Here is a 20,998-nt window from a genome sequence, read left to right on the forward strand (position 1 = left end):
GCAAGCAAAGAACTGCAAAGCACAATCATGACAAATCATGGCCTTCTTTTTCATCAAAAAGTGCGTTTACACCTTGTGTTACGGTAAGTCGACCTTTTAGGATGTCGTCTTCTAGTGACCTTACTTGTTTTTTGCGGTCGGCATTTTGGTAAAACGAATCGATTAAATGGTCGGTAATCATCGAATGGAACCAATCACGCGTTTGCTCATGACGCCGAATCGACCAATAATTTGATTTTTTCACCGTTTCCTCAAAAGCCATTAACATAGTCCAGACATCGTCAAGCCCTTTTTTCTCCATGGATGACACCGTTAAAGACGTACTCATCCAGCCTGGAGTAGACGGCTGTAAGAAATGGAGGATTTGTTTATACTCTTGCATCGTTCGACGGGCAAAACGAACATTATCCCCGTCCGCCTTATGCACAATGATGCCGTCAGCTAGCTCCATAATCCCCTTTTTCATTCCTTGCAGTTCATCTCCTGCCCCTGTTAAAACAAGCAATAAGAAGAAGTCCACCATGCCGCGCACAAATGTTTCACTTTGTCCAACACCGACTGTTTCAATGAGGAGCACATCATAGCCCGCTGCCTCGCATAAGAGCATCGTTTCACGTGATTTTTTATGCACGCCACCTAATGTCCCGGCGCTCGGCGATGGGCGAACAAAGGCATTCGGTTGACGAACGAGCTCTTCCATCCGTGTTTTGTCCCCAAGAATACTACCGCCTGACAGCGAAGAACTTGGATCAATCGCAAGCACCGCGACCCGTTTGCCCATTTTACTAAGCATCGTCCCAAACGCTTCAATGAAGGAGCTTTTCCCTGCACCTGGCACACCTGTAATACCAATGCGAATACAATTCCCCGTGTAAGGTAATAGCTCCTGCAATAGCTTTTGAGCCTCTTCCTTATGCACATTGTTCGAACTTTCAATCAGTGTAATCGCCTTCGCTAAGGAAGTACGATCACCTGCACGAACTTGCTCCGCTAATTTCGAAATATCAAGATGATCCTGCTTTTTTTTGCGGAATTTTTTCGGGTTTGAATAATTCATACCATCATGTCCACCCTTCACGCCTTCCATCACAAATAAAGCGCTTGGCTCTTGATTATTCTTCGTCATTATTCTGCCACTTCCTCGTAGCCAAGCTTTTTGTAGATTTCTTCGATAATTTTCATTGCTGATACCGGAATAACTGTACCTGGACCGAAAATAGCTGCCGCACCTGATTCATATAAGAAATCATAGTCTTGTGCTGGAATAACCCCACCACAAATAACGATAATATCTTCACGACCTAATTTTTTCAGCTCCGCTACTAACTCTGGTACAAGTGTTTTATGACCTGCTGCTAAGCTCGATACGCCGACACAGTGTACATCGTTTTCATTCGCCATTTGCGCAGTTTCTTCTGGTGTCATGAACAATGGTGAAATATCCACATCAAAGCCTAAGTCTGCATAGCCTGTTGCGATAACTTTCGCCCCACGGTCATGTCCATCTTGACCCATTTTTGCCACTAAAATACGTGGGCGACGACCTTCATTTTCGATGAAGCCTTCTGTCATTTCCTTCACTTCTTCAATCATTTCATGATCTGAGAAGTTCGCAGAGTAAACGCCCGAAATGGAACGAATAATCGCTTTATGACGTCCTGATACAGCTTCAATCGCATCAGAAATTTCGCCTAATGAAGCACGTGCACGAGCCGCATCCACCGCAACAGCTAGTAAGTTTTCTCCTCCATCCTCCGCAGCTTTTGTTAAACGTGCTAAATGTTTTTGCACTTCTGCTTCATCACGGTCTGCTTTCATTGTGTTTAAGCGTTCAATTTGTTGGTCACGTACAAGGGCATTGTCGATATCTAAAATATCAATTGGCTCCTCTTCTGCTAAACGGAATTTGTTTACACCAACAATTGTTTCTGTTTTTGAGTCGATTTTCGCTTGACGTTTTGCCGCTGCTTCCTCAACTTTCATTTTTGGAAGACCTGTTTCAATCGCTTTCGCCATACCACCAAGCTCTTCAATTTCCTCGATTAATGCCCATGCTTTTTCCGTTAACTCTTCTGTTAACTTCTCAACATAATAAGAGCCGCCCCATGGATCAATTACTTTTGTCATACCCGTTTCTTCTTGTAAGAATAGCTGTGTATTTCGTGCAATTCGTGCAGAGAAGTCTGTCGGTAATGCAATCGCTTCGTCTAATGCGTTCGTGTGAAGTGATTGTGTATGACCCATCGCTGCTGCGTTCGCTTCAATCAATGTACGTGTGACGTTATTGAATGGATCTTGCTCCGTTAATGACCAACCAGACGTTTGAGAATGCGTACGTAACGCTAATGTTTTTGGATTTTTCGGATCGAATGTCGACATCATTTGCGCCCAAATACGACGTGCAGCACGCATTTTTGCAATTTCCATATAGTAATTCATGCCAATCGCCCAGAAGAATGATAAACGTGGTGCAAAGGCATCAATATCAATTCCTGCTTTTAACCCCGTACGTACATATTCAAGACCGTCAGCAAGTGTGTAAGCTAGCTCAATATCATTTGTCGCACCGGCTTCTTGAATATGGTAGCCCGAAATTGAAATCGAGTTAAATTTCGGCATATGTTTCGCTGTAAATTCAAAAATATCGGCAATAATTTTCATTGACATTGCTGGTGGATAAATATATGTATTACGCACCATATATTCCTTTAAAATATCATTTTGGATTGTACCCGCAAGCTTATCCGGTGATACCCCTTGCTCTTCAGCTGCAACAATGTAAAATGCTAAAATTGGTAAAACTGCGCCATTCATCGTCATAGAAACTGACATTTGATCTAACGGAATGCCCGCAAATAAAATTTTCATGTCCTCAATCGAATCGATTGCTACACCAGCTTTACCTACGTCACCTTTTACTCGTGGGTGATCAGAGTCATAACCGCGGTGTGTCGCTAAGTCAAAGGCAACCGATAACCCTTTTTGACCCATCGCTAAGTTTCGACGATAAAAGGCGTTTGATTCCTCAGCAGTCGAGAAACCTGCATATTGACGTACTGTCCATGGACGTGCTACATACATCGTTGGGTAAGGTCCGCGCGTATTTGGCGCAATCCCTGCTACATCCTTTGTATGTTTTACATCTTGAATGTCCTCAGCGTTATATACCGTTTTAACTTCGATGCCTTCGTTTGTCAAAAATGAGCCTGTTGAAGTTCGTTGCTCTTGATGTAAAACGTCTTCAATTACAACAGATTTAAAATTTGCTTTACTCATTGTTGTACCCCCTTCACGCTCGCTACTACGCTGTTCAACTTCTCGACGATGTTTTGACCTGCAAAAATAAAGCCGTTTAAGCCAGTTGCTGTCCAAGTTGCTTCGTCTTCTTTATATTTACCCGCTGCATCCAACACAATAGTTGAACGCTTACCGTCTAATAATGCAGGGACTAACGCTTTCGTATCCTCATCTGTTGCTGCTATTACAACATAATCAAATGCCGCATTCGTTATCCATTTTTTCGCATCTTCTATCGACGTAAAGCCTTCTGTTTGCTCAGCAACAATACCCGCTGTTGCGAAGAAGCCTTGTACAAAATCAGCACGTGGCTTGTAATTTTTAAGCGCACCGAACGTTAAAATAGCCGTTTTAATACCTGCTTGTGAGAAGCATGTACGTAAATTTTCAAATGGAATCGCTAAACGCTTCACATCCGCAAATTGCCCGTTTTCTTCTGTTGCAATTGTATCTACTGGATTTGCATAAATATTTGTGCCAATTAATGAATGCTTGCGTGTTTCTACCGCTTGAATGCGCTTACTATAAACCGCTTCAATATCCGATTGAAGTGCAGTATACGCATCTAAACCACCTGCTAGCTCGATTTCAAGGAATAATGCCCATGCTTCTTTTACCAAGTCTGCTGTTAACGACTCCACAAAGTACGAGCCACCAGCAGGATCAAGGACGTTTAGTACATGTGATTCTTCTTTCGTTACGAGGGACACGTTACGAGCGATACGAACCGATTGATCTGTTGCTTTTGTTAAGCAATCATGTGGATGGACTGTTACAACATCTGCACCACCGATTGCCGCTGCGAATGCTTCATTGCCTGCACGTAGTAGGTTTACATATACATCTAGCTTTGAAAAACTGCGGACAGATGTTTCGACTACTACTGGGACAGCGCTTGCTTCAGTGCCGAATGCTGAAGCAAATGCTTTCCATAACACTTTAAATGCACGAATTTTCGCGACTTCTGAGAAAAACTGTGTATCAATCGCAAAGTTTACAAAGAATTTGCTTTCAAATGCTTTGAAATCCTCCACGGTATTTGCTAATTGAGATGCTTGCGCTAATGCGATTGCTAATTCTTGTACAGCGTTTGCACCTTTATTGTGGAAAGGAATCGTATTCGCTGCAAATGTGCGCACGTTAGGGTAATCTGCTAATTCAACAGCTTCAGGTGCAATAATATAGCCTTCTACTGTCGCACGTTTCGCTTTTTCAATTTTTGTGAAAGCGCTTAATAAATTGTCATTAGTTGATTGCACGATCAGTTTAAATGAATATTCCGATAAATAATCAGCTAATTGACCAAGCGCTTCTTCGTTCCATTCAAAGGCAACTGGGCTATTGATTGTGATGACATCATTGCCACGCGCTAGGCTTTCTTGTAAATTTGCAAAGAAACTTTCCACATCTTCACCAACAATTTGCTGAGCTACTGCAAAATCTGATTCTTTTGTTAAATTACGAATCGTTGAAACTTGTTTTTCTAATTGTTCACCTAATTTTTCGATCAATGTTTCTTGTGTATAAAGAGGCTCTAATGTAATGTTGTCAATTGTTTTTGTGAATAGGGATTCAAATGGTTTTCCCTTCAAAGCTTTTACAGCTTCTTCTTGCCATTGTTCATAACTAGTCGATTGAAATTCGATGTCTTTCATATTTGTTGTCATATGGACGCTTTCTAGCTTCCCCCCTTGTTATATTTCTGTACTATATATTACCCGAGAATGTTCAGATAATAAAGAAAAAAAAATAAAGAAAGCCCGTAACCACAGGCTTCCTTGGCATTTTTAGTAGACTGACATCTTCTGTTTATCAACATTTTCGAGCAATTCTTTGACACGACTAAGGAATTTACCGCAAATTAAACCATCTAAAATTCGATGATCTAATGACAAACATAAGTTCACAATATAACGTGGTGCAATCATATTACCCTGTACTATTACAGGTTTTTTTACTATATTTTCCACCTGTAAAATAGCAGCTTGCGGATAATTAATAATTCCCATAGATTGGATTGAACCAAATGAACCGGTATTATTTACCGTGAACGTACCACCTTGTATGTGCTCCATTTTTAACTTGCCATTTCGCACAATTGTAGATAGTTCGTTAATTTCTTTAGCAATGCCTTTAATCGACTTTTCGTCCACATTTTTAATGACTGGCACAAACAACGCATCATCCGTCGCAACAGCAATGGATAAATTGATGTTTTTCTTTTGGATAATTTTATCCTCTGCCCAAACGGAATTGATGAGCGGATATTCCTTTAAAGCTTGTGCGACTGCTTTTAAGAAAAAGGCAAAGTATGTTAAATTAAAGCCTTCTTTTTGCTTGAACTCCGTTTTGATGCTGTCGCGATACTCGACAAGCTCCGTCACATCGACTTCCATCATCATCCACGCATGTGGAATTTCAAGTGAACTACGCACCATATTCTTCGCGATGGCCTTGCGTACAGATGTAACTGGAATTTCAATATCCCCTGAAGCTGTCGGGACAACTTCAGAATGACTCGGAGCAACATCTGGCGCGCTCGTTTTTTCTGGCACGTTTTGTTGTTGCTGCTCAACCGCTTGTTGTTGCGGGCTTTCCTCTATTAGTTGAACAGGTTTTCCAGCGGCAATATATGCTTCCACATCTTTTCGTGTAATGCGATTGTCGAGCCCTGTCCCTTGTACATGCGCTAAATCCACATTATTTTGCGAGGCTAATAGTAGCACTGCCGGTGAATAGCGACCAACCGTGCGTTTAGGACGCTCGCTAGTATCAGGCGTTTCTACTACTGGAGCAGGTGATTCTTGTCGCTGCAAACCTGCATTTAAAATGGCTGAGCTAACATTTGAACTGCCCACTACCGGTGCTTGTTGTGTTTCTGCGTCTTCTACTTCGATGGAACAAACAACGGCACCTACAGGCAGTGTTTCCCCTTCCGTTGCAATCAATTCCTTCACTATACCAGAAAATGAGGACGGAATTTCGGCATTCACTTTATCGGTCGTTACTTCAGCAATCGGGTCGTATTTGTTTACCTTGTCGCCAACTTTCACTAACCAACTATCGATTTTGCCTTCCGTCACACTTTCCCCTAATTGTGGCATCATAATATTTTGAATGGTCATTTTGCATCCCCCTATGAATCGATTATGCCTCGACATAAATGCATCCAGATTCATCTCACCACTTATGAGGTGGGATGAATCTGAAAGAAGTTAAAACGCTGCTAATTCACGAATGGCGCGCTCTACTTTATCAGGATTAATCATAAAGAACTTTTCCATTGTTGGCGCATAAGGCATGGCTGGCACATCTGGCCCCGCTAGTCGCTTAATTGGGGCATCTAAATCAAAGAGGCAATGCTCTGCAATAATTGCCGCAACCTCACTGATGATGCTGCCTTCCTTATTATCCTCCGTAATAAGCAAGATTTTCCCTGTTTTTTTCGCCGCTTCAATAATCGCTTCCTGGTCTAAAGGATACACCGTACGCAAGTCTAAAATATGCGTTTCAATACCATCCTTCGCTAGACGCTCAGCAGCTTGCAATGCGAAATGAACAGCCAATCCATAAGTAATGACCGTCACATCATTCCCTTGACGCTTCACATCAGCTTTACCAATCGGAATTGTATAATCTTCAGTCGGTACTTCCCCTTTAATTAAACGGTATGCCCGCTTATGCTCGAAAAATAATACTGGATCTGGATCACGGATTGCCGCCTTTAATAAGCCCTTCGCATCATAAGGTGTGGACGGAATGACGATTTTTAAACCAGGCGTCCCTGCAAATAACGCTTCTACAGATTGAGAGTGATAGAGCGCGCCATGGATTCCGCCACCAAAAGGCGCACGGACAACAATTGGACAGTCCCAGTCATTATTTGAACGGTAACGAATTTTAGCCGCTTCCGAAACGATTTGATTCACTGCTGGCATAATGAAATCAGCAAATTGCATTTCAGCGATTGGGCGCATGCCATACATTGCTGCACCTATAGCCACACCTGCAATGGCACTTTCTGCAAGAGGTGTATCCAACACGCGATACTCACCAAATTGGTCATATAATCCTGCAGTCGCTTTAAAAACGCCACCTTTACGCCCAACATCCTCACCCAAAACAAAAACGCGTTCATCTCGTTCCATTTCTTCTTTCATAGCAATATTAATCGCATCTATATAGGAAATCACAGCCATTATGCTTCATCTCCTTCCGCAAAGACATATTTCAGTGCATCCTCAGGTGCTGCATAAGGAGCAGCCTCTGCATAATCCGTCGCCTCGTTTACAATCACCATCAATTGCTCATTTATTTGCTCGAACCAAGATTCATCCGCAATGCCTGCATCCTTTATATACTTTTCAAAAAGTAAAATTGGATCTTTTGCTCGCCCTTCTGCGATATCTTCCGCTGTTCGGTATTGACGGTCATCATCATCCGACGAGTGCGCCGTTAAACGGAATGTGACCGCTTCAATTAAAGAAGGTCCCTCGCCATTACGTGCTCGGTCAGCCGCCTCTTTCACCACTTTATACACTTCAAGTGGGTTTTTCCCATCCACTGTAATGCCAGGCATCCCGTAGCCAATGCCGCGATCCGATACTTTTGCACAGCCTAGTTGACGCTCTACTGGGACCGAAATCGCATATTGGTTATTTTCCACCATAATAATGACCGGCAATTTATGAACGCCCGCAAAATTGGCACCTTCATGGAAATCACCTTGGTTAGATGAACCTTCACCAAGCGTCACAAAGGTGATGAAGTCCTTTTGTTGTAAACGACCTGCAAGCGCCACCCCAACTGCATGTGGTACTTGTGTCGTAACGGGAGAAGAGCCAGTTAATATTCGATTTTTCTTCTGCCCAAAATGTCCAGGCATTTGACGTCCCCCGGAATTCGGGTCCTCTGCTTTAGCAAACGCAGAAAGCATTAAATCCTTTGCCGTCATGCCAAAATGTAAAACAACGCCCATATCACGGTAATACGGTGCGATATAGTCCTTTTGATTATCTAGTGCAAATGCTGCACCTACTTGAGCAGCTTCCTGGCCTTGACAAGAAATAACAAAAGGAATTTTCCCTGCACGATTTAATAACCACATACGCTCATCAATTCGTCGCGCAAGTAGCATCGTTTCGTACATTTTAAGCACATCTTCCTCAGATAACCCTACTTGATCATGCGTTACTACCGTTTCATTCATACAAAACAGCCCCTATCTGTTAATAATGAATCGCTTTACCTTCAACAGCTAATGCCGCTTCACCAATTACTTCACTTAATGTTGGATGCGGATGAACCATCTGACCCACTTCCCACGGTGAAGCATTTAAAAAGAGACTAAGCGCTGCTTCTGAAATTAAATCTGTTGCATGCGGACCAATCAAATGGAAACCAATCGCATCATTCGTTTCTTCATCCGCAATGATTTTGACGAAGCCATCCGTCTCCCCATAAACAATCGCTTTGCCAATCGCTTTAAACGGGAATGTCGCCGTTTTAATTTTATAGCCTTGGTTTTTCGCTTGTTCCTCGGTTAACCCAACACTCGCAATTTCTGGGTAACTATAAACGCCTCGTGCGATATTCGCATAATGGAATGGAATATGATGCTTACCTGCAATATGCTCGACTGCATGAATGCCTTCATGTGACGCAACATGCGCCAACTGCATACCACCGATGACATCTCCTATTGCATAAATATGGCTTTCTTTCGTTTGGAATGACTCATTTACTTGAATAAAGCCATTTTCAATTTCGATTTCCGTATTTTCGATGCCGAAATTTTCAACATTTGCTTGTCTGCCAATTGATAGTAGCATCGCTTCAGCCGTAATTTCCAACCCTGAAAGCTTCACCTTCACCTGCTGTTCGGATTTCGTAATATTATTAGGATCCAATTCGACATTAGTGTAAACTTTAATGCCGCGCTTCGTTAAAAGCTTCATCATTTCAGTTGAAATATCGCGATCCTCCGTTGGTAAAATGCGCGCCCCTACTTCGATAATCGTGACGTCCACATCAAAATCATGTAACATCGACGCCCACTCTATCCCGATGACACCCCCACCAACAATAATGATGGATTTTGGCAGATTCGTTATGTTCAAAAATTCATCCGATGTAAAAATCGTTTGGCCATCAATTTCGACGCCTGCTAGCTTTCTCGGTCTAGAACCTGTTGCAATGATGACGTTTTTTGGAACAAGCATTTCATTTTCAGAGCCATCATTCATTTCAACAGAAATCGTGCCTGGCATCGGCGAAAAGATAGATGGACCTAGAATACGACCATACCCGTTAAATACATCAATTTTCCCTTTTTTCATCAAATGCTGAACACCTTTATGCAACTGTTCGACAACCGTTTCCTTACGCTCTTGAACCTTGTTAAAATTGAGAGTGGTATGCTGTATTTCGATACCAAATTCATCGGCACGCTTTGATTGTGCAAATACTTCGGCACTTCTAAGCAATGCTTTCGTTGGAATACATCCTTTGTGCAAGCAAGTGCCCCCAAGCTTACCACTTTCCACAACGGCCGTTTTCAAGCCTAATTGTGATGCGCGAATGGCAGCAACATAACCACCTGTCCCTCCACCTAATATAACGACATCATACTCTTTCGCCATGCTGGTCACCCCTTTGTTTCTATGAATCACAGTATTAAATCAATTATACCTCGGCATAATTGCGTCCAGAATCGGAATTGTGCTAGCACAAAGAACTCCTTTCCGATTCTGTGACATCCCCGGAGCCATAACTTATTTCAACGTTTGTTTTGACATTCCCTGAAATGAAACTAAAAACCGCTTTCATCTCACCACCTATTGAGGTGGGAGACTTCTGCTGAAAAAAGTTAATTTTATCGGCCATTCAAAATTGATTTCTCGTTTTGTAAAAATTGACTGCGCGATTTTGCAACGCGTGCAATTCGTTCTTCTGCTAAACGATTCGCAGCTAAATACGTTGGGATATTTTGTGTTCTCGAAATTTCAAAGATTTTTTCTAAGCTCGTATAAATCGATCCGACACGCTTCATCGCACGTTCACGATTGTAACCATACAATTCATCTGCTACATTGATAACGCCACCCGCATTGATGACATAATCCGGTGCATACACAATGCCCATTTTATGTAATGCTTCACCATGACTAGACTGTGCTAATTGATTGTTCGCAGAGCCCGCAATCACTTTCGCTTTTAATCTAAGGAGCGTTGCGTCATTTATAACGGCACCTAATGCACATGGCGAGTAGACATCTACTTCTTGGTCATAAATAGCTTCCGGTGAGACTGCTGTTGCACCAAAATCATTCACTACGCGATCAATGGCCGCTTGATTAATATCAGTAACGACTAATTTTGCACCCTCTTTATGCAAGTACTCACAAAGTGTATACGCCACATTTCCTAGCCCTTGAACTGCAACTGTTCTGCCTTCAAGTGAATCATTTCCGTAAGCTTCCTTTACCGCGGCCTTCATGCCAATGTATACCCCGTAAGCTGTGACAGGCGATGGATTTCCTGAACTGCCGAACGCTGGAGAAATGCCTGTTACATAATTTGTTTCTTCATGTATTAAATCCATATCCGCTACGGTCGTCCCTACATCTTCTGCTGTAATGTAACGTCCATTAAGCCCTTGAATAAAACGTCCTAGAGCGCGGAACATTTCTTCGTTTTTATCTTTAAATGGATCTCCAATGATAACGGTTTTCCCGCCACCTAAATTGAGTCCTGCTGCTGCATTTTTATAAGTCATTCCACGAGCAAGTCGAAGTGCATCTTCAATCGCCGCTTCTTCTGAGGCATATGTCCACATACGCGAACCACCAAGAGCTGGTCCTAATGTCGTATCATGGATGGCAATTATGGCTTTTAGTCCTGAAGCTTCATCTTGGCAAAACACCAATTGTTCATAATCATACTTTTGCATATACTTGAAGATTTCCATATTAACATCTCTCCCCTGATAAGAAAGCGCTTACTTCTCGCTTTTATTATTATTTTGTTGGCATTGATAAATATTTGCTTGAATATGCATGTTCTATTTATCTATAAATTTACAATACTTTCAAAATTAAAAACACGCAACCATAATCTTTGAAAATCACCTAAGTTGGAATATTCAGATTATTACTTCTATTATAAAGTGATTTTACTCTAAAAACGCTACACTGAATTTGGGGATATGAAAAATTATATAAGTATAGTTAATTATTGATTATTTGTCACAATTTCCTAGATTTTTTCAGGATTGATTTTCGTTTTCTTGACTTTCTATTTTACCATTGTAAAATTAGTTTAGATCAATTACGCCTTGACGTAATTGCGTCCAGATTTTTTTCGAGCTTGCTCGAAAAGTTCCTCTAAAAATCTGTGACATCCGCCGGGGGCTTAACTTGATTCAGCTGGGATTTGAACTCACACTGAACTAAGGCCATACTTGGCATTCTTCCCACACTTATAGAGGTGGGAGACTTCTGCTGATGCAAGTTATAAGGAGGGTTCCATATGGCTCGCATGGTCGCATTTATCATCTTAGTCATACCAGCAATCATGATGGCTGCTGGCATTAAATTTATGCGTGATACGTTATTTGGGATATTAATCTCACCATTTCCATGGCTTTGGTTACAATTTATTGTAGGCATCATCTTTTTTGTCGTAGCATTCTTATTCTTTGCTGGTTTCCTACTCCGCCGTGATCGTAAACGCGGAAAAGTTGCCGAACGTTGGCAAAAATAAAAATACAACCAACACTTGTCACTTCAAGTATTGGTTGTATTTTTTTGTTGGACGTTTCTTACTTTATCGGGATAATCTGTAATCCAACCAAGAACAGCTGGATGTGGGTTGGTCAAAAAAGATTCCCTCCCGACAATGCCGTAAAATCGAATGCCTTTTTTTGCTTCTTCACAAGCTTCTAGATAAAGCTGTTTATAATATTTTCGGTGCGCATGCACATGATCAATGTAATCCAAATCACGTAATGACTGCCAATTAAATTTCTTCGTCACTAAAATAGCCGTTTCAAAATCAGGACGCACTTCTTTCACGATTTTTAACAACTCGATATGAAAAGATGAAAAATGACTGTTTGCTGGGAGTTTTAATGTTTTTATCTCGTTTTTAAGTGCATCAGTATTAGCTAATAGTGACTCTTTCAATTCGATATTCAACGCTATATTTTCGCGATTTGCCCAGCCGACTAATTGTTTAAAGGACAGAATTCTTTTCGTTGATAGTATTCGTTTAAATCTTGAGCCAATACTATATTTAGATAACTCCTTAAACGTACAATCATTAATATTTTTTCTTACACCGGCTAACCGCATTAAATCCATATCATGAAACACAACTAAAATCGAATCCTTCGATACTTGAATATCGAGCTCAATCCCATCAGCTTTTAATGCTTTCGCTTTCTCAAACGCTTCAATCGTATTTTCGAGCTCATAAGCAGATGCGCCGCGATGTGCATAAATTGGAATTCGTTTCATTAAACGTTCAACTCTCCAAACTCTAGTAAGAATTTTCCATTTGTTGCATTTGATAAAATTGATGATTTTTTCCCTATTTGGATGTATGTACCTGGGTAAGCTTCTTTCGTTACGTGAATTTCTTCTCTGCCGACATTACGTAAATCATTCATTAATTGCTTAATTTCACGATCTAAATTCATCGCTTCTTCTTTACTCTTCAATAATTTTTGCTTTGATTGTTCGAATGCTGTAATTTGTGGACGCGTCAAATTATTAATGACGGGTAGGACACGATTCACTTGTGCCTCGAGCTGTAAAACTTCCTCTTGCATCGTTTTTAATAAAGCTGCTTTACTTTGAATAATTTCTAAGCCGTCCTGTTTATTAATACTATTAATAATTAACTCCGTGCGTCGTTCCAATCGGTTTCCAGAAACAGCAGTTATAATCAAACTTTTAGCAATTGCTGTGCCACCAATAATTTTGCCTTTACGCTCATCCACTAAAATCGAATGGCCTTTAATATTCGAGCCGAGTGCATAAAACCCAATGTTTACATCTTGCCCTGCTACAAGGTTCGCTTCATTTACGTGTTTCACGAAAATACTGCCCCCTGCTTCAATCCGCGTTTTACCTAGCCCGAAAATACCACCTCGGATAAAAATATCGCCATCAATGGATTTAATCAATTTAGCCCCTGAAACACCTTCAGCACACTCAATGGAAATATCACCTTGTGCAATAACGGAGAAACCTGCCTGAACCGTGCCTCGAATCGTTAAAGAGCCATTAAACTCAATATTCCCTGTCTCAATCCCGACATCACCATTGATTGGTAGATGGTGATTGACACTAACTATCCCTCTAGAATCTTCCAATACACCACTAATTTTTGAACGGATAACTGTTTTATCCTCTTCTTCGACTTCATAAGCCGATTTACGATCATATTTTAGCGCTGCATCACGCCCATGTAGAGCAGGTACGACTTCATCATATACGTTGTAACCAGGTGTACCCGGTTGCGCATGGGTTTTTTCGCCTAACCAAGCACCCTCATCAATTTCGTAAATGAAGTTCATATCGTAATAATCCGCCTTACCATCTTCGCGAATTACTGGTTTACGTTCTGGAAGTTGCAAATACGTTAAAATGGCATCCTCCCCCTTCATTGGCGGGGTACCTTGTGCAATTAATATCGCTTTTCCACTAACAATTGTTTCTAATTTTATATCTAAAATCCCATGTTTAATATTGTGCTCTGTCAATAAATTGCTTACATCTTGTTTGAATTTTTCTTTGTTTTCACGGATAAATTCAAGCGTTTCATTTATAAAAAGTGAAGCCGACATTTTATCACGTGAAACTTCTACCGTTACAGACGGAAGCCAATTTCCAATTTCAGTTGGAGTTTTCGATACGTTTGCTAATACATTTTTTAACACTGCAAAGTTTGTTAATTTTATTCGAGGATTTAGGCGTATAATGGCATCAAAATCTTTTAATAAAAAACCAGTTTGCAATGTTTCAATAAATATTTTTCCATTCTTTTCAGAGACTTCAAGAAATTCATTTTTAAAAATAACCACGTATATCCTCCTTCCACTTAACTTCTAGTATATACAATTATTATATTTTTGGTTAGAAAAAAATTACGAACATCTGTTTTTTAAAGTGAAATTACGAATCACCTCCTATTTTTTAAATTATAATAGGAATAATGGTCTATTTATGTCCACGTGAAATATATGCAATAAACTGTTAATTCATAATGTTTTTATGCTATTTTAGTTAGATATAACTATTCTTTAGTATTGATTATATTTCATTTTTTTCTAGATAATTCTTTATGTATGTCCATTGTATGATTTATTTCAAAATACAAAATCTTTACCCTTGTTCAATCTTTTTTCGTTTTCGTCGGGCTTCGATATACACATTTTGCTTAGTTACATCCAATGTGCAATTCACTTTAATAAACTAATTGCTACCATTTTGTATTACTAATGCGGATTCTTTATAGCTTAGTGTGATTAAGTTGGCTCAAACACTTGAGGCACACAGGTTCCAGTGGGAGACTACGTCCGTTTTCTAACAAAAAAAGAGCGCCCATAATCGCTACGGTCGCTGAAATTAGTTTATACGGACTATACGTCCTGCAAACTAAAAGAAAGGAGGTAAAAAACTAATAAAAGTATTACTATAATCATCATTCCCCGCAACTCCAAAAAATAAACATTACTTTAAAAATTTGTTTATCTTCACTATGCTATAATTTCAATATAATAACAAAATAGGAGGATATAAACTATGAATTAAGTAGGCTTTGGAGAAGTTATATTTAGTTTTTTTCTATTTTTGGATTGTTATTTACCATCGTTCCTATTATTTTTTTCTTTGGTTTGCATTAACGACAACGAAACAATTAAAAATGCAAACAAAATTATTAGAAGAAATCAAAGATCGTTTAAATCGGGAATAACAGCGCATTCAAACCCCTTAAGGAGAGATTTATGAGTTACATTATGAATTTGAGAAAGAAGATTGGCAGTGCACCTTTAATTATGGTTGGTGCCTGTGTTTTAATATTTAACAAAGAAAATCAACTATTAATGCAATTAAGAAAGGATAATAAATGTTGGGGGCTTGCTGGTGGTTCTATGGAGTTAGGCGAAAATCTAGAAGAAGTTGCCCTCCGAGAAATGCTAGAAGAAACAGGATTAATAGCAAATAATTTAGAACTATTAACTACTTTTTCAGGTCAAGATTTTTACTATCAATATCCACATGGTGATGAAGTATACAATGTTCTTACTGCATTTGTATGTAGAGATTATATAGGAAAGCTAAAATTTGATTCTTCTGAAGCTACGGATATTCGCTTCTTCGATTTAAAAGAACTCCCTGAAAATATTAGTCCTCCCGACAAATTGGTTATTCGATATTTTTTGAAATTATAAATATGAGTAGTATCAAGCATCTATCTTCCTAAAAGAATATATTAACTACGCTAAGCTATCACTTTAATTTGGCTACTCATGAAAAAAGGAGAATTTTATGAAGAAGCTTTATGTGATTAGACATTGTGAAGCAGAAGGACAAAATCCTGAGGCCGCTTTAACAGAAAAAGGTTACAAGCAGGCAATTGAATTAAAAAATTTCTTCTGTGATAAAAAAATAGAACGAATTATTACAAGCCCTTATCAACGTGCTATTGAATCTATACAACCTCTAGCAAAAACTTTAAATATTGAAATAGAACATGACAATAGATTGAGCGAGCGTGTACTAAGTAATACGGTCCTTTCAGATTGGTTAGAGAAATTAGAATTAACGTTCCAAGACTTTGAACTAAAGTTTGAAGGTGGCGAATCCAGCTCTGAAGCAAAGAAGCGAATCCTTGAATTGGTAGAACAAATTCAAGATGAGGAGTTCAACCATATCATTTTAGTTACACATGGTAATTTAATGTCACTACTTTTAAACCATTTCAATAATGACTTTGGATTTAACGAGTGGAAAAATCTAAGTAACCCTGATATATATGTTTTAGAATTTCCAAAAAACAAGGCAATCTATAAACGAATTTGGAAACCCTTGATGTAGCACGATTAAATATCAGGGCGATTCTCAACCTATTCAGATGCCAACTTAGCAACCCACACACATCAATCTAAGGGCTTGTGCGTAAAATGACATGCAAGCCCTTTTTATATACGCATTAAGCGGCGTATTAGATCACTTGTATTCCCCTTCCATTTTGTTTGTTTCTCATTTACCGCCTCACTCCCCTGTTCACTCTCAGCTATGTTATTATTTCTATATAGAAGGAATTTCCGATTAAATTTAAGGAGGCTGGAATTATCATGTTAACTTTAATTAAAGATTTACCAAAAGATCATATCGTTGGAAGTGTACATTGTGTACCAATAACTGAAGAAGGTAATATTGTTCTTTGTTGGGATGAAGAAGAGCAACTCCTAACGACAGTTGGAGGAAGACTTGAACAAGATGAAAATATAGATGAAGCTTTATCAAGAGAGTTAATCGAAGAAGTTGGTTTAATTATCGAAGAAAAGAAAATCCCTTTTTCCGCATATTATTGGGAATCCACAAATACATATACAATTTGGTACTTAGCAAAGACAAAGCAATTTCAATCGACTGATTTTGAATATGAAAAGACAGGTTACGTTATTTTGAATTTCAAAACAGCACAACAACTTTTGAAGAAAATAGAACCTAAAAATTTTCAAAGGAGAGAAATTCTCAAACAAGCAGAAATAGTAGCTAAGGAACAAAATTGGATTTAATAATAGAGTGCTAATAGCTAGGTAAGAAAAGAACCGAAAGAAGGTTTGCAGTTTGAATTATGCAGATGAATTGGTAGAAATAATTAAAAGCGATTTTTCCCTTATGACAATCCTATTAGCAGTCAAGTCATTAAATATACCAGATTGTTGGATTTGTGCAGGTGTTTTAAGAAATAAAGTATGGGATGTTTTACATAATACCCATACAACTTTGAATGATATTGACGTGATTTTTTTCCACAAAAATGATTTAACTATTGAAACAGAAAAGAAATACGAAGCTCAGTTACATTCTTTAATCCCTAATTTACCGTGGTCGGTGAAAAATCAGGCACGTATGCATATGAAAAATCATTTACAGCCCTTTAGTTCATCTTTTGATGCGATAAGTCATTTCCCTGAAACTGCAACAGCAATAGGAGCAAGGTTAGTTAACAATCAAATTGAAATTATTGCACCTCATGGGCTAACCGATTTATTTGAGTTAAAAATTAAGCCATCTCCTAAATATATGAATACAGAAAAATTACATCCTATCTTTCAACAAAGAGTAACAACGAAAAAATGGAATACTACATGGACAAACTTAATTTTGGTAAATTAGCGAGGACTATTATCGACAAACGAAGCAATATCAATCACATAGCAATCTAAGGGCTTTTGCACATAATTTAACCTCATACAACTCAAGTCTTTTTGTTATACTCATTCAACGGCTTGCAATCGTTCTTTATTAGTACGTGTATGTTCCGTCTCATAGCGCAAAAAAAGAACGACCCACATAATAAAATGTTGGCCGTCAATCTTCATCGCTATCCTAAAACATATTCTGCTAATACACTTTGAACTTTATAAATATTAGTCGATTTATTAAAGTTTTTCTGTATCGGCAACCCGCTGCCCGAAACCCATATTTTTAATTCTGCTTCTAAATCAAATGTCCCCGCAGTTTCAACGGAAAAATGAATTATGCTTTTATAAGGAATTGAATGATACTCGGTTTTCTTTCCAGTTACCCCTTGTTTATCAATTAATATTAGCCTCTTTTCGGTAAAGATAAATGTATCTCTTATAACTTTGTATGCGTTTTTTATTGTTTCGTTAGGTATCAATAAATCTTTTAATTCTTCCTGTAATTTTTCTAAATTCACTTCGCTTGCATTCCCTATTAATCCATCGAATAAACCCATACTAAATTCCCCCTACAATTATTTTATACAATACATTATATTTAAAACTATTTTTAACATAAATTCAAGTAAACATACAATTGGTTGTGTTCTGTAGTTGTAATTCAATCACCTTTTTTAAAAGCACCTTCGTCTGACAGCACAAAAAACCGGCTTGTTTCAAAATTAGTATTCGTAATTATCGGACAGCAGATGCGATGTATATAGATAGTGGCCTTGGGATAACGGAGTTTCGACGCAAAAAAAAACGATCAAGCACTTATGCTTAATCGTTGATAATCGTCTAACATAAATCGGTCAATCTCCATATCAAATTCATTCAAAAAAAACACCTCCATGAACGAGATATCCCCGTAAATGAACGTGTTCCATAGTTTACATAAATAAATTAACATTAGTTTCATGAATTCAGTATTTAGTCGGTTTGGCTACAGTGAATTCACAATAATATTTCATCAAAATCTCAATTACACCAACGTTAACTAGCCACCATCTCAATGCGAATCTTGTCCGCAATCATGGCAATGAATTCGCTATTAGTTGGTTTTGATTTCATATGGTGAACAGTATAGCCAAATAGCTCAGAAATGGACTCGTAGCTGCCACGGTTCCATGCGACTTCAATTGCATGGCGAATGGCACGCTCTACACGTGACGGCGTCGTATTAAACTTCTTTGCGATTTCTGGATATAAAATTTTCGTTACCGAACCGAGTAACTCGATATCATGGAAAACCATTTGAATCGCTTCACGTAAATAGGCATAACCTTTAATATGAGCAGGGACACCAATTTCTTTAATAATTGCTGTAATCGTTGTATCAAGTTGACGTTGATCGAGTTTTGCTGACGAATTCGTTTGTAATATGCTTTTTCGTTTCTCCACCTCTACTTGTTGTCCCGCACAATGAAGAATTTTTTGTACAAGTTGTTCAAATTCAAATGGCTTTAACATAAAATACGAAGCGCCATAATTGACAGCCTGCTTCATTACATCTTCTTGTCCAAAAGCCGTTAACATAATGACCTGCGTATCACCGTAACGGTCGTCATTGTACATTGATTCTAACACAGCAAGGCCGTCTAAATGTGGCATGATAATGTCTAGCAATAAAACGTCTATCTTGTGCTCTTCCAACATCTTAATACATAGTTTACCATTTGCTGCCGTAGCGACCACTTCAATTTGAGGATGGTTTTTAAAAAACAGTTCCATCGTTTTTACGAGCTCACGGTTATCATCCGCAATCGCAATTTTTACTTTCGTCAAACAAAATCCCCCTTTAATTTTAAGTTTCTAAAGGAATCTACTAATCTACAAGTCATATTTCATCAATGTACCGTGAAAAATGAAAGCTTTCATCACATTGTACAGTCTACCATCGAAATAGAAATAATCGAGAAGAATAATAGCCTTTATCATTTTGCCTTGAATTCCACTTTATTTGCTTTCACTTTAGTGAGTTTTCGACAACATTACAAAAAATCCTTTAAAACGTAAAAAAATGAGCATCAAGCATTATATTTTCACATTATATCGACAATAATAGCGTTAAAACTACCCTTATGTCGAATTAGCCTACGTATAATTTTAATAAAAAAAGTAAAAAAAGACTACACTTATTTTATAAGTGTAGTCAAAAAGTTATTAATTAGGGCTTTTTTTAAGCATTTCGATTACAAGAATCCCCGCACCTTTTGTCGGTTCTTCGACAAACATATGCGTTACAGCCCCTACAAAGCGGTTATTTTGTATAATAGGGCTACCACTCATCCCTTGTATAATTCCACCCGTTTTTTGAATTAATCGCTCATCGGTCACAAAAAATGTAAAAGTATTTGAGTCTTGTTTATTAATTTCAATCTCAAATGATTCTACATTTTCTCCATCAATACTCGTTAATAATTGGGCTTTCCCCTCTTTTAGTTCATCCGCATGTATAATTTCTAGCGCCGGATGCAGACTGTGTTGTAGCGATTGTTCCCATTTCCCAAAAATACCGTAAAGCTCATTACTTGCAACGGTTCCGAGTGGTGTTAATGATTTATCTACAATGGATATTTTATAACCTGGCTGACCTGGAACGCTCTTTTTCACTTGAGAAATGGATGCCGAATAGATGGACCCTTCATCAAATTGTGGCGGTTGCTTCAAAATGGAGTCGACAATTTGATGGCCTAATGCACCATACTCCATTGTTTGTGGGTCGATAAATGTTAACGTACCGATACCATCAGTTTCAGTTTTTAAAAAGGGCATTAAATTGAAAAGTTGGTCTTTTGATACGTTCACTTTCCTTGTACCCGCTTTTTGTTCAACCGTTAATTCAACATCATTCTCTTGATTTTCCAGAACGGTCAAATCTGAAAGTGTTTCATTGTTTACTTTCGTTATTTGATCGCCTTGTTTGAGCCATTCCCCAGAATCCAGCAAAACATCATGTGCGACAAATACATTGGGCAATTGAAGTTGCACACCGATGGATTGTCCCATTGGGATTAATTCCTTTGCAAAGCCTTGTAATGGAAATGTTAAAAATAGTACGACGACGAGTAATAAACGCAACCTTTGCTTCATATTTCACCTCCTCTGTTTGCTTACTATGTGACAGTTTGGATGAGTTATGAACGGAAATTTTTTGGTGTATTTGAAATTGATTTTGTACCTAACATCACGAATAATTTTGTAAATTCCTAA

Annotated in this window: 18 protein-coding genes; 5 read left to right on the forward strand and 13 right to left on the reverse strand. The window is 38.6% G+C overall.

All coding sequences use genetic code 11. The annotated features are described in order from the left end of the window. Nucleotides 1–25: 25 nt before the first annotated feature. The 8 genes from meaB to CSE16_RS13245 all read right to left on the reverse strand — a co-directional run bounded on the left by meaB (nt 26) and on the right by CSE16_RS13245 (nt 11,266). Complete coding sequence (gene meaB / locus CSE16_RS13210; protein ID WP_099424330.1) at nt 26–1,126, reverse strand: methylmalonyl Co-A mutase-associated GTPase MeaB; 1,101 nt, start codon at nt 1,124–1,126, stop codon at nt 26–28. Next, on the reverse strand, nt 1,126–3,276 hold the full coding sequence (gene scpA / locus CSE16_RS13215) for a methylmalonyl-CoA mutase (RefSeq protein ID WP_099424331.1): 2,151 nt from the start codon (nt 3,274–3,276) through the stop codon (nt 1,126–1,128). The genes meaB and scpA overlap by 1 nt, the downstream gene beginning before the upstream one ends. Beyond that, nucleotides 3,273–4,964 (reverse strand): methylmalonyl-CoA mutase family protein, encoded by a 1,692-nt coding sequence (locus tag CSE16_RS13220; protein WP_099424332.1) that lies wholly within the window; start codon nt 4,962–4,964, stop codon nt 3,273–3,275. The genes scpA and CSE16_RS13220 overlap by 4 nt, the downstream gene beginning before the upstream one ends. Before the next feature lie 120 nt (nt 4,965–5,084). Beyond that, nucleotides 5,085–6,422 carry a dihydrolipoamide acetyltransferase family protein gene (locus CSE16_RS13225; protein WP_099424333.1) on the reverse strand — a complete coding sequence of 446 codons (1,338 nt, stop codon included), beginning with the start codon at nt 6,420–6,422 and terminating at the stop codon, nt 5,085–5,087. Between the two features lie 90 nt (nt 6,423–6,512). Next, nucleotides 6,513–7,496 (reverse strand): alpha-ketoacid dehydrogenase subunit beta, encoded by a 984-nt coding sequence (locus CSE16_RS13230; RefSeq protein ID WP_099424334.1) that lies wholly within the window; start codon nt 7,494–7,496, stop codon nt 6,513–6,515. Beyond that, nucleotides 7,496–8,506, reverse strand: a complete 1,011-nt coding sequence (locus CSE16_RS13235) for a thiamine pyrophosphate-dependent dehydrogenase E1 component subunit alpha (protein WP_099424335.1) — start codon at nt 8,504–8,506, stop codon at nt 7,496–7,498. Before CSE16_RS13235 ends, CSE16_RS13230 begins: the two co-directional genes overlap by 1 nt. Before the next feature lie 19 nt (nt 8,507–8,525). Beyond that, nucleotides 8,526–9,938 (reverse strand): dihydrolipoyl dehydrogenase, encoded by a 1,413-nt coding sequence (gene lpdA, locus CSE16_RS13240; RefSeq protein ID WP_099424336.1) that lies wholly within the window; start codon nt 9,936–9,938, stop codon nt 8,526–8,528. Between the two features lie 233 nt (nt 9,939–10,171). Continuing rightward, entirely contained in the window at nt 10,172–11,266 is a 1,095-nt protein-coding gene (locus CSE16_RS13245; protein ID WP_099424337.1) for a Glu/Leu/Phe/Val family dehydrogenase, read from the reverse strand. A gap of 560 nt (nt 11,267–11,826) precedes the next feature. On the opposite strand from CSE16_RS13245, the gene CSE16_RS13250 reads away from it, so the two are divergent. After that, nucleotides 11,827–12,060, forward strand: a complete 234-nt coding sequence (locus tag CSE16_RS13250; RefSeq protein ID WP_099424338.1) for a DUF2627 domain-containing protein — start codon at nt 11,827–11,829, stop codon at nt 12,058–12,060. Nucleotides 12,061–12,083: 23 nt separating this feature from the next. On the opposite strand, the gene CSE16_RS13255 is transcribed toward CSE16_RS13250, so the two are convergent. Beyond that, on the reverse strand, nt 12,084–12,815 hold the full coding sequence (locus CSE16_RS13255) for a glycerophosphodiester phosphodiesterase (RefSeq protein ID WP_099424339.1): 732 nt from the start codon (nt 12,813–12,815) through the stop codon (nt 12,084–12,086). Further along, nucleotides 12,815–14,386, reverse strand: a complete 1,572-nt coding sequence (locus tag CSE16_RS13260) for a flagellar assembly protein A (RefSeq protein WP_099424340.1) — start codon at nt 14,384–14,386, stop codon at nt 12,815–12,817. The genes CSE16_RS13255 and CSE16_RS13260 overlap by 1 nt, the downstream gene beginning before the upstream one ends. Before the next feature lie 924 nt (nt 14,387–15,310). Here CSE16_RS13260 and CSE16_RS13265 point away from each other — a divergent pair. The 4 genes from CSE16_RS13265 (at nt 15,311) to CSE16_RS13280 (ending at nt 17,714) form a co-directional block, all read left to right on the forward strand. Further along, nucleotides 15,311–15,757: an NUDIX hydrolase gene (locus CSE16_RS13265; RefSeq protein WP_099424341.1), complete on the forward strand. Its 447-nt coding sequence runs from the start codon at nt 15,311–15,313 to the stop codon at nt 15,755–15,757. 97 nt (nt 15,758–15,854) lie between these two features. Then, the gene (locus CSE16_RS13270; RefSeq protein ID WP_099424342.1) at nt 15,855–16,403 is read left to right on the forward strand and encodes a histidine phosphatase family protein; all 549 of its coding nucleotides are present in this window, start codon (nt 15,855–15,857) and stop codon (nt 16,401–16,403) included. A gap of 260 nt (nt 16,404–16,663) precedes the next feature. Then, nucleotides 16,664–17,110 carry an NUDIX hydrolase gene (locus tag CSE16_RS13275; protein WP_099424343.1) on the forward strand — a complete coding sequence of 149 codons (447 nt, stop codon included), beginning with the start codon at nt 16,664–16,666 and terminating at the stop codon, nt 17,108–17,110. A gap of 52 nt (nt 17,111–17,162) precedes the next feature. Then, a complete protein-coding gene (locus CSE16_RS13280) occupies nt 17,163–17,714 on the forward strand; it encodes a nucleotidyltransferase family protein (RefSeq protein ID WP_253896085.1) in 552 nt (183 codons plus the stop codon). Nucleotides 17,715–17,922: 208 nt separating this feature from the next. Here the strand turns inward: CSE16_RS13280 and CSE16_RS13285 are convergent, their stop codons facing one another. The 3 genes from CSE16_RS13285 to CSE16_RS13295 form a co-directional block, all read right to left on the reverse strand. Then, nucleotides 17,923–18,300, reverse strand: a complete 378-nt coding sequence (locus tag CSE16_RS13285; RefSeq protein WP_099424344.1) for a PH domain-containing protein — start codon at nt 18,298–18,300, stop codon at nt 17,923–17,925. A 478-nt stretch (nt 18,301–18,778) separates the two neighbouring features. Beyond that, a complete protein-coding gene (gene spo0A / locus CSE16_RS13290; protein ID WP_099424345.1) occupies nt 18,779–19,570 on the reverse strand; it encodes a sporulation transcription factor Spo0A in 792 nt (263 codons plus the stop codon). Between the two features lie 378 nt (nt 19,571–19,948). Next, nucleotides 19,949–20,878 (reverse strand): SpoIVB peptidase S55 domain-containing protein, encoded by a 930-nt coding sequence (locus tag CSE16_RS13295; protein ID WP_099424346.1) that lies wholly within the window; start codon nt 20,876–20,878, stop codon nt 19,949–19,951. Nucleotides 20,879–20,998: the final 120 nt, after the last annotated feature.

The sequence above is a fragment of the Solibacillus sp. R5-41 genome (assembly GCF_002736105.1).
Lineage (GTDB): Bacteria > Bacillota > Bacilli > Bacillales_A > Planococcaceae > Solibacillus.

Excerpts from the sequence above, each read along its gene's own strand:
- meaB (WP_099424330.1), bottom strand. The coding sequence starts at position 1,126 with ATGACGAAGAATAATCAAGAGCCAAGCGCTTTATTTGTGATGGAAGGC.
- scpA (WP_099424331.1), bottom strand. The coding sequence starts at position 3,276 with ATGAGTAAAGCAAATTTTAAATCTGTTGTAATTGAAGACGTTTTACAT.
- CSE16_RS13220 (WP_099424332.1), bottom strand. The coding sequence starts at position 4,964 with ATGACAACAAATATGAAAGACATCGAATTTCAATCGACTAGTTATGAA.
- CSE16_RS13225 (WP_099424333.1), bottom strand. The coding sequence starts at position 6,422 with ATGACCATTCAAAATATTATGATGCCACAATTAGGGGAAAGTGTGACG.
- CSE16_RS13230 (WP_099424334.1), bottom strand. The coding sequence starts at position 7,496 with ATGGCTGTGATTTCCTATATAGATGCGATTAATATTGCTATGAAAGAA.
- CSE16_RS13235 (WP_099424335.1), bottom strand. The coding sequence starts at position 8,506 with ATGAATGAAACGGTAGTAACGCATGATCAAGTAGGGTTATCTGAGGAA.
- lpdA (WP_099424336.1), bottom strand. The coding sequence starts at position 9,938 with ATGGCGAAAGAGTATGATGTCGTTATATTAGGTGGAGGGACAGGTGGT.
- CSE16_RS13245 (WP_099424337.1), bottom strand. The coding sequence starts at position 11,266 with ATGGAAATCTTCAAGTATATGCAAAAGTATGATTATGAACAATTGGTG.
- CSE16_RS13250 (WP_099424338.1), top strand. The coding sequence starts at position 11,827 with ATGGCTCGCATGGTCGCATTTATCATCTTAGTCATACCAGCAATCATG.
- CSE16_RS13255 (WP_099424339.1), bottom strand. The coding sequence starts at position 12,815 with ATGAAACGAATTCCAATTTATGCACATCGCGGCGCATCTGCTTATGAG.
- CSE16_RS13265 (WP_099424341.1), top strand. The coding sequence starts at position 15,311 with ATGAGTTACATTATGAATTTGAGAAAGAAGATTGGCAGTGCACCTTTA.
- CSE16_RS13270 (WP_099424342.1), top strand. The coding sequence starts at position 15,855 with ATGAAGAAGCTTTATGTGATTAGACATTGTGAAGCAGAAGGACAAAAT.
- CSE16_RS13275 (WP_099424343.1), top strand. The coding sequence starts at position 16,664 with ATGTTAACTTTAATTAAAGATTTACCAAAAGATCATATCGTTGGAAGT.
- CSE16_RS13285 (WP_099424344.1), bottom strand. The coding sequence starts at position 18,300 with ATGGGTTTATTCGATGGATTAATAGGGAATGCAAGCGAAGTGAATTTA.
- CSE16_RS13295 (WP_099424346.1), bottom strand. The coding sequence starts at position 20,878 with ATGAAGCAAAGGTTGCGTTTATTACTCGTCGTCGTACTATTTTTAACA.